This window comes from Rhizobium indicum, assembly GCF_005862305.2.
GTDB lineage: Bacteria > Pseudomonadota > Alphaproteobacteria > Rhizobiales > Rhizobiaceae > Rhizobium > Rhizobium indicum.
Genome location: NZ_CP054021.1, coordinates 2450372 through 2466610, shown reverse-complemented (window position 1 = coordinate 2466610; position 16239 = coordinate 2450372). Strand labels below are relative to the sequence as shown.

Here is a 16239-nt window from a genome sequence, read left to right as displayed (position 1 = left end):
GCAATCATTCTAATAAAGCATTGTCGAGTCCGGATGCGATAATTTGGGTTTTTCACAGGATTAGCCCCTATTCGCTAGCCTAGGGGATGATTGGTCGTAACGGCCCGGGGACATCTCAATCAGGCAGCAGGGGCGTAGCGGCGTCCGAAAGCCGCTCATGTGTTTCGCCACTAAGCTCAACGAGCACCCGTGACGGGGAGGCTCGACTTCCTGGCTGGGGTCCGCCGCCGAGCCTCCCGGCTGGCCGACCTTGAACAGGCCGGCAGCGCCGACACGTTGGCGCTTTCCGGCAGGGGCGATCCAACCCAGATGATATCGAGGGCTTACAGCCGGTTAATATCCACCGGCCTCGTCCCGATTTCGCACAAGCTATCCTTCGGGTTTTTCAGGCTGCCAATCTGCGAAACCGGGTTCTGATCCGGTCGAGATAATAATGGCCGGGAGACGGCGCCACCGTCATCGCGTGCACTTCCGAGGAGGGAACGCCTGCAAATAGACGTTCCTCGCCATTCTTGAAACAAATCCGTAGCCGTCCGTCGTCCTGGCTGAAATAGACGGATTTGATGATCTTCGACTTTACCGAAAGTTCTTGCACCTGTTTTACCTCTGTTTTTTAATTTTGCAGACGGTAAACCCAAACGTGCAAAGACGCGGTGAAGCCGCATGGTAAAAATTCAGGAATCTTTGGGCGCTTTAAATCTCGCCGCGCGGTCGGAAAAGACAGGCTCGATGAGCCTCGAACGCACGCTTGCGAGCGGAGCATTTCGTTGCTCCGTCTCGACGCATCCAGCACAGGCAAAGGCCCGTTTGAGCCATTTGATCGTGAACTCGAAAACAAGATTAAGTCCGATCAGATTTTGCCAATCCGGCGGAAAACGCCGTCAGCAAGGCCTTTCCCTGGCCCCAGTCTTCAAGGCCGCTTTGCCCGTTAATATGGCCGAAAGGACCGATAGCGACAAGGCCGCTGCCCCACAGATCTGCTCGCGCATGGGCATGGTCGAGCGTGCCGAAAGGATCATCGGCGCTTGCGATGATCAGAGTGGGGAAGCGCATCTTTTGCGACGGCGGATCGGCGAATCCGGCCGCCTCCTCAGGGAATGACGCGGACTGCGGATCCGGGACCGCGACTAGAAACGCTCCGGCAACGGCAAGCGAAGAAACCTGCTGCCAATGAGCGACCAGCAGACAGGCAAGGCTGTGGGCGACCAGCAGGGGAGGGGTTGCCGATGCGCCGACGGCGCGCTCCAGGGCTGAAATCCAGTCCGCCAGATCGGGCTTTTCCCAATTGGCCGGTTGGAAACGCCGCATGTCCGGGCTCGACCTTTCCCAGCGTGTTTGCCAATGAGCCTCGCCCGAACCGCCAATCCCCGGCAATATGATGATGTCCTCCATGTCTTTTCCTCTGATCATCCGCGCAGATGAAAATGATGCATTTTCATTTGCTTCGGAATGAATGATCATCGGAAAACCGCGTCTCTTTCCGATGATTTCAAGGTGATCCCATGGCTTTTCAGGAAAACAATCGGGTACTGCTCGATCCAACCGATATCGCCATTATCGAAGCGATGCAGGAAAATGGACGCATTGCAATTTCCGAACTCGGTCGGCGGGTCGGGCTCTCTCAGCCGGCAGCATCGGAACGGGTCAAGCGGCTGGAAGACCGCGGCATCATTGTCGGTTACGCCGCCCGCATCGACCCCACCGCTTTGGGAATTGGAATGACGGCTGTGCTTCGCTTGCGCACGACGCATGAGCATATCAAATCCTGTCTAAAACAGTTCGCGGAGATGCCGCAGGTCATGGAAGTATTCCGCCTCACCGGAGAGGACTGTTTTCTTTTGAAGGTGCTGCTTCCGTCGCCGGGAGAGCTGGAAACGATCGTGGACACGATCGCGCGTTTCGGGGCCGTGACGACATCTCTGGTGTTGCGCAGCGAGAACCCGAAGCCGATTGGACGCGCCCTGCTTCAGCGAGTTTGAGAATATGCGGACGACCAGCTTGTTCTATCGAAGCGTGCCGCCATAAACGCTTCCGCGTCCCGCTCTCGATACGGTTTGAATCAATATTGAAAAACGAGGGATATGGCGGACAGGGTGGGATTCGAACCCACGGTACGCTTTCACGTACACACGCGTTCCAGGCGTGCGCCTTAAACCACTCGGCCACCTGTCCTTTTTTGGCGTTCGCGCCCGGATAGGAGCAAATCGTCGGAACGGCGCGATATATACCGATGAATTTTTGCCGATCAACCGAAATCTAACAGTTTTTTGACTTCTTGCGATAAAACTCGCCTCGGCCACTCCATTGTGCTTCACCTCATCGATGACTATGTAATTCTCTAAGGTGGAGAATGGCGCGGCCGGCCGGAATTGTCCGGCATATCGAGCGTCGGAGGAATTGATGCGTTTCCTGTTGCGTCTGGCGAGTCTTGTCGCGCTTGCGGCGGCCGTTATTGCCGGGACCATCGATTCGATCCAATCGGTTGCGGCGTCCTCCGTGGTGATGACGCCGATCTCCGATGCCTGGCAGGATGTCAGCCCGACAACGCTGACGTCGCTGCAATCCTCCCTTTCCTATTATATCCACCCGCGTTTCTACACTCTCATCTTCCAGTGGCTGATGCTCCAGCCGGCCTTTGCCGTTTTCCTGGTGATCGCGCTGCTTCTGTGGATGATCGGCTACAAGAAGCCGCCGGTAGCCGGTCGCTTTACTGCATAGCAAGGTGGTTTTGCCGGCGCGATCCGGCGAGAAATCCCTGTGGCGTCGCCCGCTCTTCGACCTCGGTATTTACCGCCGGACTGGCTAGAAAATCCGCATTCTGAGGGAGAGAATGTCCAAAAATCAGTCCCGAAGAGCTGATTTTTGGCAATCGCTGCAAATCTTTACCGCCTGAAAAATTTCTGGTGAATTTTTCCGTGAGCCATGCAAGGATGCACGCAGCCAGGCCTCCGGGGGGAGGTCGGTGGTTCCGCAGACATGCCCGGAAAGGGCTTGCGGGAGGACCCCTAACGAATAGCAACAACAGGGCTGCACAATGAAAAAATCCCTTCTCACTCTCTTTGCCGTGGCTGCCATGTCGACGACGGCGCTTGCCGCCGATGTCAAGCCGGCGCTGGTTTACGGCACCGGCGGGAAGTTCGATAAGTCCTTCAACGAGGCGGCCTATAACGGTGCCGAGAAGTTCAAGGCCGAGACCGGCATTGCCTATCGCGACTTCGAGCCGACGGGCGACACTCAGGGCGAACAGGCCATCCGCAACTTTGCAAGCCGCGGTTTCAATCCAGTGGTTGCCGTTTCCTTCGCCTGGACCTCGGCCATCGAGAAGGTTGCAGCCGAATTCCCGGATACCAAATTCATCATCGTTGACTCCGTCGTCGACAAGCCGAACGTCCGCTCGGTTGTCTATAAGGAAGAAGAAGGCTCCTACCTCGTCGGCGTTCTCGCCGGCATGGCCTCCAAGACCGGCAAGGTCGGCTTCGTCGGTGGCATGGACATTCCGCTGATCCGCAAGTTCGAATGCGGCTACGAGCAGGGCGCCCGCTCCGTCAAGGCCGATATCGAAGTGTTCCAGAATATGACCGGCACGACGGGCGCTGCCTGGAACGACCCGGTCCGCGGCGGCGAGCTGGCCAAGAACCAGATCGACCAAGGCGCTGACGTCGTTTATGCGGCAGCCGGTGCCACCGGTCTCGGCGTTCTGCAGACGGCCGCCGACAACAAGAAGCTGTCGATCGGCGTCGACTCCAACCAGAACCATCTGCATCCGGGCTCGGTCCTGACCTCGATGGTCAAGCGCGTCGACCTCGCTGTCTACAATGCCTACAACGACACCAAGAACGACAAGTTCACCGCTGGCGTCCAGGCGCTCGGCGTCAAGGAAGACGGTGTTGGCGCCGCGATCGACGACAACAACAAGTCGCTGATCACACCGGAAATGCAGGCTGCCGTCGACAAGGCCAAGGCCGACATCATCGCGGGAACCGTCAAGGTTCACGATTACACCTCGGACAACGCTTGCCCGAAGTGATCCGCGCCCGAATGTGATCGACGATTGAGATCGGGCGTATGGCGGAGGGGATTTTCGCCATACGCCCTTTTCTTATTTGGAGTCTGCAGTGACAGATAAGCCCGCTATCGAGCTTGTCGGCATCGACAAGAAATTCGGTGCCGTTCATGCCAACAAGGACATCAACCTCACCGTTGCCAAGGGGACGATCCACGGCATCATCGGCGAAAACGGCGCCGGCAAATCGACCCTGATGTCGATCATTTATGGTTTCTACCATGCCGATAGCGGCGAGATCCGGGTCAACGGCAATCCCGTCACTATCCGCGACAGCCAGGCGGCGATCGCCACCGGCATCGGCATGGTGCACCAGCATTTCATGCTGGTCGACAATTTCACGGTGCTCGAGAACATCATGCTTGGCGCCGAAGGCGGCATGCTGCTGGCGAGGGGCGTCGCCTCGGCCCGTGCCGAGCTCAAGCGGCTGGAAACGGAATATGGCCTCGAGGTCGATCCGGACGCGCTGATCGAAGAGCTACCTGTTGGTCTGCAACAACGCGTCGAAATCCTCAAAGCCATGTATCGCGGCGCCGAGATCCTGATCCTCGACGAGCCGACGGGCGTGTTGACGCCGGCCGAGGCCGATCACCTTTTCCGCATCCTCAAGGTACTGCGCGATCAGGGCAAGACGATCATCCTCATCACCCACAAGCTGCGCGAGATCATGGCAATCACCGATACGGTCTCGGTCATGCGCCGCGGCGAAATGGTCGCGACCCGCAAGACGTCGGAGACGACGGTGGAGGAACTCGCCGAGCTGATGGTCGGCCGCCGCGTGCTGCTGCGTGTGCAGAAGGGCGAGGCGAACCCGCAAGCCGCCGTGCTGTCCGTCCGCAACCTCACGGTCAAGGACAATCGCGGCGTCACTATGGTCGACAATGTCTCCTTCGACGTGCGCGCCGGTGAGATCGTCGGCATCGCCGGTGTGGCCGGCAATGGCCAGTCCGAATTGCTGGAGGCGATTGCCGGCATCCGAAAACCGACCTCCGGTGAAATTCTTCTCGACGGCCAGACGATCGACAAGGCCGATCCCGCCCGCCTGCGTGATCTCGGCCTCGCTCATATTCCAGAGGACCGCCACCATATGGGTTTGGTATTGAAATTCGAGGAATATGAAAATTCCGTGCTCGGCTATCATCGCCGCCCGGCCTACAGCAAAGGCCCGCTGCTCGATCTCGAAGCGATCCGCAAGGATGCGATGGAGAAGATCGAGAAATACGACATCCGTCCGCCGAACCCGCGGCTGAAGACGGCGAATTTCTCCGGCGGCAACCAGCAGAAGATCGTCGTTGCCCGTGAGATCGAACGCGATCCGAAGATGCTGATCATCGGCCAGCCCACACGCGGCGTCGATATCGGCGCCATCGAATTCATCCACCGCCGAATCATCGAAATGCGTGATGCGGGCAAGGCGATCCTGCTCGTCTCCGTCGAACTCGATGAAATCCGCTCCCTTTCAGACCGTATCCTTGTCATGTTTGCCGGCCATGTCGTCGGCGAGAAGACGCCCGATGCTGGTGAACAGACCCTCGGCCTGATGATGGCCGGCATTGCCGCATGAGGCCTTTATGAGCACTGCTTCCGTTCCGCTGCCAAACTGGATCAACTACGGCCTCATCCCGCTTTTGAACCTCACCGTCGCCTTCCTGATCTCCGGCTTCGTCGTCTGGCTGATCGGCGAGAGCCCGCTCGATGCGCTGTCGCTGCTGATCCAGGGCGCGCTCGGCAATGGCGAAGGCATCGGCTTCACGCTGTATTATGCGACGAGCTTCATCTTCACCGGCCTCTCCGTCGCGGTGGCGATCCATGCCGGACTTTTCAACATCGGTTCCGAAGGCCAGGCCTATCTCGGCGGCCTCGGCTGCGCGCTGGTGGCGCTGGCGCTCGACCGCTACGTGCCATGGTATGTAACGATGCCGATCGCGGTTGTCGGCGCCGGTCTGTTCGGCGCAGCCTGGGCCTTCATCCCGGCTTTCCTGCAGGCAAAACGCGGCAGCCACATCGTCATCACGACGATCATGTTCAATTATATCGGCGCAGCACTGATGGTGTACCTCCTGGTGCATGTGCTGATCGTACCAGGCAAGATGGCGCCGGAAACCCGCACCTTCCTCGAAGGCGGCCAATTGCCGAAGCTCGGTTGGGTCATGCAACTGTTCGGCGCCAAGCTGGGGGCTGCCCCGTTCAACGTCTCCTTCATCATTGCGCTCGTCGTCAGCTACCTCGTCTGGCTGCTCGTCTGGCGCACCAAGCTCGGCTTCGAGATGCGCACCTTGGGCGTCAGCCCCACGGCGGCCACCTATGCCGGCATCCCCTATGCCCGCACAGTGATCATCGCCATGCTGCTCTCCGGCGCGCTCGCCGGCATGATGGCGCTGAACCCCGTCATGGGCTCGTCGGCCCGTCTGCAGGTCGAATTCGTCGGTGGTGCCGGCTTCGTCGGCATCGCCGTCTCGCTGATGGGCCGCAACCATCCGCTCGGCATCATCATGGCGGCGATCCTCTTCGGTATTCTCTACCAAGGCGGCGACTGGGTTTCCTTCGAAATGCCGAATATCACCCGCGAGATGATCCTGGTCATCCAGGGTCTGGTGATCCTCTTTGCCGGCGCGCTGGAATACATGTTCCGGCCGGCGATGGTCCGCCTCTATCAACAGTTAAAGCGAGCCTGAGGAGCGGACGATGGATTATTATGACATCTTCATCAGCGTTCTAGCCTCCACGATTCGCCTGTCGATCCCGCTGATTTTCACCGCCCTTGCCGGTCTGTTTTCGGAACGCGCCGGCATCTTCGATATCGGCCTCGAGGGTAAGATGCTGGGCTCGGCCTTTGCCGCCGCCTGCGTTGCCTATCTCACCGATTCGGCCTGGCTCGGGCTCGGTGCCGGCATCCTCTGCTCGGTGGCGCTGAGCCTGGTGCACGGCTTTGCCTCGATCACCAACCGCGGCAACCAGATTGTGTCAGGTGTGGCGATCAACTTCTTCATTGCCGGCATCACCATCGTGCTCGGTCAGGCCTGGTTCGGCCAGGGCGGGCGCACGCCGCAGTTGGCGCCGGATTCGCGTTTTGCGCCGATCATCCTGCCGGGCGCCGACGCCGCCCGCGACATACCGATCATCGGCCCGCTTTATGCCAATGTCATATCCGGCAACAATATCCTCACCTACCTGGCCTTTCTTGCCGTGCCGTTTTCCTGGTGGGTGCTTTACCGCACACGCTTCGGCCTGCGGCTGCGCGCCGTCGGCGAAAACCCGGGCGCGGTCGATACGGCCGGTATCTCGGTCGCCTGGCTGCGTTACCGCGCCGTCATGTGTGCCGGCATTCTCTGCGGCTTTGCCGGCACCTATCTGGCAATCGCCCAGTCCGCCGCCTTCATCAAGGACATGTCGGCCGGCAAGGGCTACATCGCGCTCGCCGCTCTCGTCTTTGCCAAGTGGAAGCCGGTGCCCGTCATGTTTGCCTGCCTGCTCTTCGGCTTCCTCGATGCGCTGGCAAATTTCATGCAGGGAAAGCAGGTGCCGCTGATTGGCGAAGTGCCGGTTCAGGTCTTCCAGGCGCTGCCCTATGTCCTGACCTGCGTCCTGCTTGCCGGCTTCATCGGCGTCGCGACCCCGCCGAAAGCCGGTGGCGTGCCCTATACCAAGGAGCGTTGATATGTCTCACGATCTGTTCGAAGCCGCCCGCGGCGCCATGGCCTTTGCCCATGCGCCCTATTCGAAATTCCCGGTCGGTGCGGCGATCCGCGCCGAGGACGGTAAGGTCTATACCGGAGCCAACATCGAAAACCTCTCCTTTCCGCAAGGATGGTGTGCCGAGCCGACGGCGATCGGCGCCATGATCATGGGCGGCGCAAAGAAGATCGTCGAAATGGCGGTCATTGCCGAGAAGCTGCCGCTCTGCCCGCCCTGCGGCGGCTGCCGCCAGAAGATCTCCGAATTCGCCTCCAAGGAGACGAAGATCTACCTTTGCGATGAGGCAGGCGTGAAGAAGACCATGACGATGGAAGAGCTTCTCCCCTTCAGCTTCGAGACCGAACTCGGATGAAGGCGACAGTCAACCTGCTCGCCGCACTGCTCGGCGGCATCAAGCCGCGCCACGGCATCGTGCTCGGCTCCGGTCTCGGCTCTCTCGTCGGTGAGCTGGACGGCGCCGTGCGTGTTTCCTATCGCGACCTGCCGGGCTTTCCCGTCAGTGCCGTCTCCGGCCATGCAGGCGAAGTTGTCGCCGGCCGCCTCGGCGGTGTGCCTGTCGTCATGCTCTCCGGCCGCGTGCATTATTACGAGAAGGGCGATGCCAACGCCATGCGCCTGCCGATCGAGGTGCTGAAGGCGCTCGGCGTCGAGGCGCTGATCCTGACCAATTCGGCCGGATCGCTGCGCGACGACCTGCCGCCCGGTTCGGTGATGCAGATCACCGATCACATCAACTATTCCGGCATGAACCCGCTGATCGGCGAGGAAAGCGATCACCGTTTCGTCGGCATGACCAATGCCTATGATGCCGAGCTTGCCGCAGCGATGCAGAGGGCAGCGGTAAAGCTTGAAATCGAGCTGGCGCAGGGGGTCTATATGTGGTTCTCCGGTCCAAGCTTCGAAACGCCAGCGGAAATCCGTATGGCGCGCATCCTTGGCGCCGATGCCGTCGGCATGTCGACGGTGCCCGAGGTCATCATCGCAAGAATGCTGGGCCTGAGGGTTGCAGCCGCCTCCGTTATCACCAACTATGGGGCAGGCATGACCGGCAATGAGCTCAGCCATGAAGAAACCAAGGAGATGGCGCCCATCGGCGGCGCCCGTCTCGCCGCCATATTGAAAGACATGATTGCGGCTGGAACAGGATGATTTTAGGCCGGGTCGGCCTAAAATCTGAATCCTGTTCTACATTCTATAGTTAGAGCATGATGTCGTCCGAAACCGCGCACACTTTTCGGCATCATGCTCTAGAGGAAGCGAAGATGAATAGCCATTCCAACCGGGAGACGGCGGCTGTCGCCCTTTCTCTTCTCGATCTCACCAATTTGAAGGATGATTGCACCGAGGCGCAGATCGAAGCGCTCTGCGCCCGGGCGCAGACGCCCTATGGCACCAGCGCTGCGATCTGCATCTGGCCGCGGTTCGTCGCTCAGGCCCGCTATATCCTTGGCACCGGGCATGCCGTGCGTATCGCGACCGTCGTCAACCTCCCTTCCGGCGATATGGAAGTGGCCGATGTCGCTGCCGAAGCACGCGAGGCGATTGCCGATGGCGCCGATGAGATCGATCTGGTCATCCCCTACCGCAAGCTGCTCGCCGGCAACGAGAAGGCGGTGACCGACATGGTCAAGGCCGTGCGCGCAGAATGCGCCGGCCCCGTTCTTCTGAAGGTCATCATCGAGACTGGCGAGCTGAAGGATGCCGCATTGATCCGCCATGCCTCCGAACTCGCCATCGAAGCCGGCGCCGATTTCATCAAGACCTCGACCGGCAAGGTCGCCGTCAATGCGACGCTCGAAGCCGCCGACATCATGATCCGCGCTATCCGCGAGAGCGGCCGCAAGGTCGGCTTCAAGCCGGCCGGCGGCATCGGCTCGGTGGCCGATGCCGCACTCTATCTGAGCCTTGCCGAAACCATCATGACACCGGACTGGGCGATGCCGTCGACGTTCCGCTTCGGCGCTTCCGACCTGCTCGACGATATCCTGGCGGTTCTGAGCGGAACACAGTCGGCACCGGCTGCGGCGTCGAGCTACTGAAATGATTCCGCAGGAGATCATCCGACGTAAGCGCGATGGTGACGAACTCGACGCCGCCGAGATCAGCTCCTTCATCGCTGCGTTGGCTGCCGGCCAATTGTCGGAAGGCCAGATCGGCGCATTCGCCATGGCCGTCTGGTTCAAGGGCATGTCGCGGGCCGAAATCGTGGCCTTAACGCTGGCGATGGCCGATTCCGGCGACAGGCTGCAGTGGACCGATATCGACCGCCCGATCGCTGACAAACATTCGACCGGCGGCGTCGGCGACAATGTTTCGCTGATGCTGGCGCCGATCGCCGCCGCTTGCGGCCTCGCCGTTCCGATGATCTCCGGACGCGGCCTCGGCCATACCGGCGGCACGCTGGATAAGCTCGAATCCATTCCCGGCTATATGATCACCCCGGACGCGGAGCTGTTCCACAAGGTCGTGAAGGAGGCGGGATGCGCCATCATCGGCCAGACCGGGACCTTGGCGCCCGCCGACGGCAGGCTCTACGCTGTGCGCGACGTGACCGCCACCGTCGATTCCATTCCCCTGATCACCGCCTCGATCCTCTCGAAGAAACTTGCGGCGGGGCTCGAGACGCTGGTGCTCGACGTCAAGGTCGGCAACGGCGCCTTCATGGCCGATCGCGGCCAGGCGGAGATCCTGGCGCAGTCGCTGGTCGAGGTGGCCAATGGCGCAGGCGTGAAGACCTCGGCCCTGATCACCGACATGAACCAACCGCTCGCCGATAGTGCCGGCAATGCCGTCGAAATGCGCAACTGCCTGGATTTCCTAGCGGGCAGAAAGGCCGACACGCGGCTTGAGACCGTCGTTCTTGCTTTCGCCGCCGAAATGCTGGTGAAATCGGGTATCGCCGCCTCGTCTGATGAAGCCGAGGGAATGGCGCGTCGGGCGCTGTCATCGGGAAAGGCGGCCGAGGTCTTCGCGCGCATGGTGTCCATGCTCGGCGGCCCGGCCGATCTCATCGAAAACCCTGACCGACACCTGGCCAGAGCGCCGGTCGCAAAGCCTGTTCCGGCCGCCCGGTCCGGCTGGCTAGCCGCCTGCGATGCGCGCGGTATCGGGGTCAGTGTCATCGATCTCGGCGGCGGAAGACGCCATCCGGCGGACCGGATCGATCATCGCGTCGGTTTTTCCGAACTCCTGCCGCTCGGCACCCGCGTGAATGCGGGCGAACCGATCGCGCTCGTTCACGCCGCCGACGACGCAGCCGCAGAGAGAGCAGTTGCGGCACTTGCTGCGCACTACCGCATCACCGAGGAGAAGCCGGAGCTGACACCGGTGATTGCGGGCCTGATCTGACGCGGTTTATTGCTTGAGGCTTAGCGAACCGTCGGCGACGGAATAGGAAGCGAGCTTCTGCAGGAAGCTCATGCCGACCAGCGTCGTCGTCAGCGCATCGTCCTTCAGGACGAAGGCTTCGACCTCACGCACGCGAATGCCGCCGATCTCGACCCGGTCGAGCGTCACATGCGCGGCCTTCGTCTGGCCGTTCGCCGTGTTCACCCCATAGCGGAAATCGAGCTGGTTGGCGGTAAAGCCCAGCCGGCGGGCGAGCGTCTCGTTGAGCGCCACATAGGTGGCGCCGGTATCGATCAGGCCCTGCACTGGCTTGCCGTTAATCTTGAAGCTGCCGGTATAGTGGCCCTGCGCATCGGCCTGCAGGCGGATCGCATTGCTGCCGTAGATTGGCTCCGGTGCGACCGGCTGCTCGGTTTCGGTCGATACGTAATTGGCGGAGAGAGTTTCAGCGGGCTGCTGGCTGGTGCCTCCGAAGAAGGAAGGCACCTGTGTGGCGAGCACCGCGGCGATGCTGGCGAATAGGACGGTACGCACGAGCATGAAACAGAAATCCTTCCTGTATAAACCCGGCTTCATGCAGGGCCTCATGCTCCAAGCTTGCTAAACCTCAAGTGCTGATAAGTTGCTAATGTCGACAACAAAAGGCCTGGAACGAACCTCCGGGCCTCAAAGTCTTTCGATTTGGTAAAGGAAGGTTGAAATTACTTGGTGCCGTACATGCGGTCGCCAGCATCGCCGAGGCCGGGCATGATGTAGCCCTTCTCGTTGAGATGACTGTCGATCGATGCTGTGAAGACCGGAACATCGGGATGCGCGGCGCGAAAGTTGCGGATGCCTTCCGGAGCGGCAAGCAGGCAGAGGAAGCGGATATTGTGGGCGCCGCGTTCCTTGAGCTTGTCGATCGCCGCGATCGAGGAGTTGCCGGTCGCAAGCATCGGGTCGACGACGATGATCAGCCGTTCGGCCACGTCCTCCGGCGCCTTGAAGTAATATTCGACCGGCTGCAGCGTCTCGTGGTCGCGATAGACGCCGATATGCGAGACGCGGGCGGAAGGCACGAGATCAAGCATGCCTTCGAGCAGCCCGTTGCCGGCACGCAGGATCGAGGCGAAGACGAGCTTCTTGCCCTCGAGGATCGGCGACTCCATCGTTTGCAGCGGTGTCTCGATCGTTTCCATCGTCAGTTCGAGATCGCGGGTCACTTCGTAGCAGAGCAGGGTCGAGATTTCGCGCAGCAAGCGCCGGAAACTTCCCGTCGATGTCTCCTTGCGCCGCATGATGGTGAGCTTGTGCTGCACAAGCGGATGATCGATGACCGTGACGCCGTCCATGGGGAAGCCTTTCATTCTTTCTATCGAATGTTTCTTTCACGGAAATCGGCCCGACCGCAAGAGTGGCGGTCAATTTGTGCCGATCATCCCCAGCCTCTAACCCTCATATTCGAGCGAGCAGGGCCTTGCGTGTCTCATCGTCGACGAAGGCGGCTTCGATCGCCGTGCGCGTCATGGCATCGATCTCGGCGTCGCTGAAGCCGAAGGTCCCGGCCGCAAGTTCGTATTCCCGCTTGAGCGAAGTATGAAAGAAAGGCGGATCGTCCGAGCTGATCGTCACCCGCACGCCTGCGTCCTTCAGCCGGGGCAGCGGATGGGAGGCGAAATCGGGAAAGACCCCGAGCGCGATATTGGAGCCCGGGCAGATCTCGAGCACGGTGCCGAGATCGGCAAGCCGCGTTACGAGATCGAGATCCTCGATAGCGCGCACCCCATGGCCGATGCGCGAGGGGCGCACCGCATCGAGCGCGTCGGCGACGCTGAAGGCGCCGCAGACCTCGCCGGCATGGATGGTGAGCCCGAGGCCGGCATCGCGGGCGATATCGAAGGCGCGGGCGTAGTCGGCCACACGGCCCATGCGCTCTTCGCCGGCAAGGTTGAAGCCGGTAATCAGAGGGTTAGCGGCCTTTGCCGCATATTCGGCAGCACCAATCACGCTCTCCGGACCGAAATGCCGCTCGCCGGTGACGATCAGCCGGGCCTCGATGCCGCTCTTTTTTTTGGCTCGCCGGATGCCTTCGCAGATACCGGATATATAGGCATCGGCACCCAGCCCGATGCGCTTGCCGTGGTCGGGCGAAACGATGAGCTCGCTGTAGATCGTATCGATGCCGGCGAGTTCGTCGAGATAGGTTTCGGTCAGAAGCGCATAGTCCTCTTCGGTTTTGTAGACCTCGGAAACCTTGTCGTAACATTCGAGGAAGCTTGCGAAATCATGCCAGACATAGGCTCCGTCGCGAAGCTCAGCGCTGATGTCGACGCCATATTTCCGTGCCTGCGCCGCGGTCAGAGCCGGAGGTGCAGCACCCTCCAGATGGCAGTGCAGTTCGACCTTCTTCAAATGCGATGTCACAGAAAACTCCTTCCGTGCGATCCGGCCGGGATGTCGAGATGCCGGGCGATGCTCTCGCCGATATCGGCATAGCTGCGGCGCACGCCGATCGAACGCGACCGGATGCCGGGGCCATAGGCGATGACGGGCACGCGCTCGCGCGTATGGTCCGTGCCGCGCCAGGTCGGATCGCAGCCGTGATCGGCGGTGAGCACGACGAGATCGCCGGGCTTCAGTTTCTTGTGGACTTCGGGCAAGCGCGCATCGAAGGCTTCGAGTGCTGCGGCATAACCCGGCACATCGCGGCGATGGCCGTAGATCATGTCGAAATCGACGAAATTGGTGAAAACGAGATCGCCGTCCTCAGCCGCGTCGATCGCCGAGAGCGACGCATCCATCAGCGCCTCGTTGCCGTTCGCCTTGATGACCCTGGAAATGCCCTGATGCGCGAAGATGTCACCGATCTTTCCCACAGCATGCACGTGTCGTCCGTGCTCGATCAGCCGGTCGAGCAGTGTCGGCTCCGGCGGCAGCACGGAGAAGTCGCGCCGGTTTCCGGTGCGCTGGAAAGTAGAAGCGGACTGACCGATGAAGGGCCGGGCGATGACACGGCCGATATTGTAGGGATCGAGCAGCCCCCGGGCCAAACGGCAGAAGGCGAGCAGACGATCGAGGCCGAAATGTACCTCATGCGCCGCGACCTGGAAGACCGAATCCGAGGAGGTGTAGCAGATCGGCTTGCCGGTGCGGATATGGTCCTCGCCGAGCCGGGCGATGATCTCCGTTCCCGAGGCATGGCAGTTGCCGAGAATGCCGGGCACGTCAGCCTGCCTGCATAGCGCCTCGATGAATTCCTGGGGAAAGGCGTCGCCCTCTATCGGGAAGTAACCCCAATCGAAACTGACAGGTGTTCCCGCGATCTCCCAATGGCCCGACGGCGTATCCTTGCCACGGGAAATTTCGGTGGCAGCGCCATAAATGCCGTAGACCTTCTCCGGGACGGGCATACCGGACGGAAACCGGCCGGAGGCGGACCGTGCGATCTGCATCAGCCCGAGTTCCGACATGTTGGGCAGGGAAAGCGGCCCTTCGCGCAATCCGGCGCGGTCTGCGGCTCCGGCCGCGCAGAACTCGGCGATATGGCCAAGCGTATCAGCGCCCTCGTCGCCATAGGCCGCCGCATCCGGCGCTCCGCCGACGCCGAAGGAATCCAGAACAAAAAGAAAGGCACGCGCCATTTTACACCCGAGAGAGCCGATCGCCGGCCTCTGGAATGTCGGAGGCGGCTGGGATCCAGCCATATAATGCTGCGGCCGGCTTGGCAAATTACAGCGCCGCGCGTCTTTTTCAGACGCGCAAAGGACGCTGTAACACTTTGAATTGCTGCATAACTCCCCAATCGATTTCGATTGAGGGAGTTATGCAGCAGAGAAGAGTAGGAGGCGGCCGTCAGCAGTCGCCGCAGGGGATCGAGTCGCCTTGCCGCTGGCGGTAGAAATAACTGCGGCTGATGGTGATCGTGCGCATGCCGTCCGGCATGAAGTTCGGGGCGAACAGGAACATCGTATAGGGAATGCTGAGCTCGGTACGGACCAGGAAACTGTTCGCCGTCTTCATATCCGCTGGCACGTTGCTCACCGTGGCGTTCTTGGCATAGGGCACTGTTCCGTCCTGCGCCCAGGACCAGAGCACCTTCGCATTGGCGCCGGCATCGATGGTGATCCCGGTGATCTTCAGCGTCAGCGACGTCGAATTATAGGGCACGAAGATCGCCGTTGCGACCGACGGCATCTGCGCGAGCGCGCTCTTCGTGACGGATTGCTGCTGCGTGACGAGGTCGGCCACCGTTCCTGCGGCGCGTGTCACGCGCTTGCTGACGCTGAGGCCGACCGTGATCTCGAAAGCGCCGATATAGAGCATGACGAGCACGGGAAAGAGGATCGCGAATTCGATCGCGCCGGCGCCCTTGCGGTCGCGGGCCAGCCGCCGCACCGTCAGGACCAATCTGGTGAACGGGTTGCGCAACGCCATTATGGATACTGCTCGTTCTGGAAGGCCGCGGTCCCGACGATCAGATATTGCCTCGGCATCGAAGTGTCGGAGGGACGTATCGTGGTGATGTAAGGCCGGACCAGATCCGCGGTGATTTCCCAGCGATAGTAAGCGCGCAGCATGTTGATCGTGCCGGCGCCGCCTGGCGCATATTTGAAGGCCGCCGTGTTGATGTCGGCATATTTATCGGTGGAGAGCTTAGGGATCGTCGTTGGAATGGCCGAGAAGGTGCTGAACGTCTGCACATCCAGATAGAGCTTGCTCGGCGTGGCGACTTCGGTCGCCGAGCAGCGGATCAAGATCGAAACCTCATCGCAGAAAGCCTGGCGGAATTGCGCCTGGTTCATATCGGTCGTGCGGCCGAGATTATAGGTAATCTGCCCGGTTCGCATCCGGCGGCTCATCGTATCGACGGCATTGGAGACGAGTTCCTCCGCAGCGAAGGCGACGAAAGTTTCGAGGATTGCGAAAATCACCAGGAAATAGGGAATGGCGAGCAGCGCGAATTCGATCGCCGCAGCACCCTCGCGTGAGCGGGCGAGAGCGCGAAACCGTAAGAAACGGAACGGCGCAAAAGCGCGCCCCTTATCCGTCTTCTGATCAATTACCGTCATTGCCTGGATCCGAGCGACATTTTCCAGTCGTCAGACTAAGGTCCGTTCGTTGATTTTCCGTTTCAACCTGACACGACGATTTTA

Annotated in this window: 18 protein-coding genes and 1 tRNA gene; 10 read left to right on the top strand and 9 right to left on the bottom strand. The window is 60.7% G+C overall.

What is annotated here, in order from left to right:
• Positions 1-385: 385 nt before the first annotated feature.
• Complete coding sequence (locus FFM53_RS12320; protein ID WP_138332131.1) at positions 386-595, bottom strand: KTSC domain-containing protein; 210 nt, start codon at positions 593-595, stop codon at positions 386-388.
• Positions 596-840: 245 nt separating this feature from the next.
• The gene (locus tag FFM53_RS12315; protein WP_138388480.1) at positions 841-1461 is read right to left on the bottom strand and encodes an RBBP9/YdeN family alpha/beta hydrolase; all 621 of its coding nucleotides are present in this window, start codon (positions 1459-1461) and stop codon (positions 841-843) included.
• Between the two features lie 41 nt (positions 1462-1502).
• On the opposite strand from FFM53_RS12315, the gene FFM53_RS12310 reads away from it, so the two are divergent.
• Entirely contained in the window at positions 1503-1979 is a 477-nt protein-coding gene (locus tag FFM53_RS12310; RefSeq protein ID WP_138388479.1) for an Lrp/AsnC family transcriptional regulator, read from the top strand.
• A gap of 103 nt (positions 1980-2082) precedes the next feature.
• Here the strand turns inward: FFM53_RS12310 and FFM53_RS12305 are convergent.
• Positions 2083-2172, bottom strand: a tRNA-Ser gene (locus FFM53_RS12305).
• A gap of 228 nt (positions 2173-2400) precedes the next feature.
• On the opposite strand from FFM53_RS12305, the gene FFM53_RS12300 reads away from it, so the two are divergent.
• From FFM53_RS12300 to deoA, 9 genes are all read left to right on the top strand, one after another.
• A complete protein-coding gene (locus FFM53_RS12300) occupies positions 2401-2718 on the top strand; it encodes a hypothetical protein (protein WP_003544459.1) in 318 nt (105 codons plus the stop codon).
• A gap of 316 nt (positions 2719-3034) precedes the next feature.
• The gene (locus FFM53_RS12295) at positions 3035-4027 is read left to right on the top strand and encodes a BMP family lipoprotein (protein WP_029873712.1); all 993 of its coding nucleotides are present in this window, start codon (positions 3035-3037) and stop codon (positions 4025-4027) included.
• Positions 4028-4115: 88 nt separating this feature from the next.
• Positions 4116-5627, top strand: coding sequence for an ABC transporter ATP-binding protein (locus FFM53_RS12290; RefSeq protein WP_138388478.1), 1512 nt, complete (start codon positions 4116-4118; stop codon positions 5625-5627).
• A gap of 7 nt (positions 5628-5634) precedes the next feature.
• The gene (locus tag FFM53_RS12285; protein WP_138388477.1) at positions 5635-6738 is read left to right on the top strand and encodes an ABC transporter permease; all 1104 of its coding nucleotides are present in this window, start codon (positions 5635-5637) and stop codon (positions 6736-6738) included.
• A gap of 10 nt (positions 6739-6748) precedes the next feature.
• Positions 6749-7720 carry an ABC transporter permease gene (locus FFM53_RS12280; RefSeq protein ID WP_138388476.1) on the top strand — a complete coding sequence of 324 codons (972 nt, stop codon included), beginning with the start codon at positions 6749-6751 and terminating at the stop codon, positions 7718-7720.
• Position 7721: 1 nt separating this feature from the next.
• Positions 7722-8111, top strand: a complete 390-nt coding sequence (locus FFM53_RS12275) for a cytidine deaminase (RefSeq protein ID WP_003544464.1) — start codon at positions 7722-7724, stop codon at positions 8109-8111.
• Positions 8108-8908, top strand: a complete 801-nt coding sequence (locus FFM53_RS12270; RefSeq protein ID WP_138388475.1) for a purine-nucleoside phosphorylase — start codon at positions 8108-8110, stop codon at positions 8906-8908. Before FFM53_RS12275 ends, FFM53_RS12270 begins: the two co-directional genes overlap by 4 nt.
• 113 nt (positions 8909-9021) lie before the next feature.
• Positions 9022-9798, top strand: a complete 777-nt coding sequence (gene deoC, locus FFM53_RS12265; RefSeq protein ID WP_138388474.1) for a deoxyribose-phosphate aldolase — start codon at positions 9022-9024, stop codon at positions 9796-9798.
• Position 9799: 1 nt separating this feature from the next.
• The gene (gene deoA / locus FFM53_RS12260; RefSeq protein WP_138388473.1) at positions 9800-11107 is read left to right on the top strand and encodes a thymidine phosphorylase; all 1308 of its coding nucleotides are present in this window, start codon (positions 9800-9802) and stop codon (positions 11105-11107) included.
• A 6-nt stretch (positions 11108-11113) separates the two neighbouring features.
• Here deoA and FFM53_RS12255 read toward each other — a convergent pair whose 3' ends face one another.
• From FFM53_RS12255 to FFM53_RS12230, 6 genes are all read right to left on the bottom strand, one after another.
• Positions 11114-11683, bottom strand: coding sequence for a TIGR02281 family clan AA aspartic protease (locus FFM53_RS12255; protein ID WP_138388472.1), 570 nt, complete (start codon positions 11681-11683; stop codon positions 11114-11116).
• A gap of 125 nt (positions 11684-11808) precedes the next feature.
• The gene (gene upp / locus FFM53_RS12250) at positions 11809-12438 is read right to left on the bottom strand and encodes a uracil phosphoribosyltransferase (RefSeq protein ID WP_003544477.1); all 630 of its coding nucleotides are present in this window, start codon (positions 12436-12438) and stop codon (positions 11809-11811) included.
• A 103-nt stretch (positions 12439-12541) separates the two neighbouring features.
• Positions 12542-13510 carry an adenosine deaminase gene (locus tag FFM53_RS12245; protein ID WP_138388471.1) on the bottom strand — a complete coding sequence of 323 codons (969 nt, stop codon included), beginning with the start codon at positions 13508-13510 and terminating at the stop codon, positions 12542-12544.
• A complete protein-coding gene (locus FFM53_RS12240) occupies positions 13507-14727 on the bottom strand; it encodes a phosphopentomutase (protein WP_138388470.1) in 1221 nt (406 codons plus the stop codon). The genes FFM53_RS12245 and FFM53_RS12240 overlap by 4 nt, the downstream gene beginning before the upstream one ends.
• 211 nt (positions 14728-14938) lie before the next feature.
• Complete coding sequence (locus tag FFM53_RS12235) at positions 14939-15520, bottom strand: TadE/TadG family type IV pilus assembly protein (RefSeq protein WP_138388469.1); 582 nt, start codon at positions 15518-15520, stop codon at positions 14939-14941.
• Positions 15520-16155, bottom strand: a complete 636-nt coding sequence (locus FFM53_RS12230) for a TadE/TadG family type IV pilus assembly protein (protein WP_138388468.1) — start codon at positions 16153-16155, stop codon at positions 15520-15522. Before FFM53_RS12230 ends, FFM53_RS12235 begins: the two co-directional genes overlap by 1 nt.
• Between the last annotated feature and the right edge of the window lie 84 nt (positions 16156-16239).

Bases quoted from the DNA above. Each gene is read 5' to 3' on its own strand.
- FFM53_RS12300 (WP_003544459.1), top strand. From the start codon at position 2,401: ATGCGTTTCCTGTTGCGTCTGGCGAGTCTTGTCGCGCTTGCGGCGGCC.
- FFM53_RS12280 (WP_138388476.1), top strand. From the start codon at position 6,749: ATGGATTATTATGACATCTTCATCAGCGTTCTAGCCTCCACGATTCGC.
- deoA (WP_138388473.1), top strand. From the start codon at position 9,800: ATGATTCCGCAGGAGATCATCCGACGTAAGCGCGATGGTGACGAACTC.
- FFM53_RS12270 (WP_138388475.1), top strand. From the start codon at position 8,108: ATGAAGGCGACAGTCAACCTGCTCGCCGCACTGCTCGGCGGCATCAAG.
- FFM53_RS12255 (WP_138388472.1), bottom strand. From the start codon at position 11,683: ATGAAGCCGGGTTTATACAGGAAGGATTTCTGTTTCATGCTCGTGCGT.
- FFM53_RS12230 (WP_138388468.1), bottom strand. From the start codon at position 16,155: ATGACGGTAATTGATCAGAAGACGGATAAGGGGCGCGCTTTTGCGCCG.
- FFM53_RS12315 (WP_138388480.1), bottom strand. From the start codon at position 1,461: ATGATCATTCATTCCGAAGCAAATGAAAATGCATCATTTTCATCTGCG.
- FFM53_RS12310 (WP_138388479.1), top strand. From the start codon at position 1,503: ATGGCTTTTCAGGAAAACAATCGGGTACTGCTCGATCCAACCGATATC.
- deoC (WP_138388474.1), top strand. From the start codon at position 9,022: ATGAATAGCCATTCCAACCGGGAGACGGCGGCTGTCGCCCTTTCTCTT.
- FFM53_RS12285 (WP_138388477.1), top strand. From the start codon at position 5,635: ATGAGCACTGCTTCCGTTCCGCTGCCAAACTGGATCAACTACGGCCTC.
- FFM53_RS12240 (WP_138388470.1), bottom strand. From the start codon at position 14,727: ATGGCGCGTGCCTTTCTTTTTGTTCTGGATTCCTTCGGCGTCGGCGGA.
- FFM53_RS12295 (WP_029873712.1), top strand. From the start codon at position 3,035: ATGAAAAAATCCCTTCTCACTCTCTTTGCCGTGGCTGCCATGTCGACG.
- upp (WP_003544477.1), bottom strand. From the start codon at position 12,438: ATGGACGGCGTCACGGTCATCGATCATCCGCTTGTGCAGCACAAGCTC.
- FFM53_RS12275 (WP_003544464.1), top strand. From the start codon at position 7,722: ATGTCTCACGATCTGTTCGAAGCCGCCCGCGGCGCCATGGCCTTTGCC.
- FFM53_RS12235 (WP_138388469.1), bottom strand. From the start codon at position 15,520: ATGGCGTTGCGCAACCCGTTCACCAGATTGGTCCTGACGGTGCGGCGG.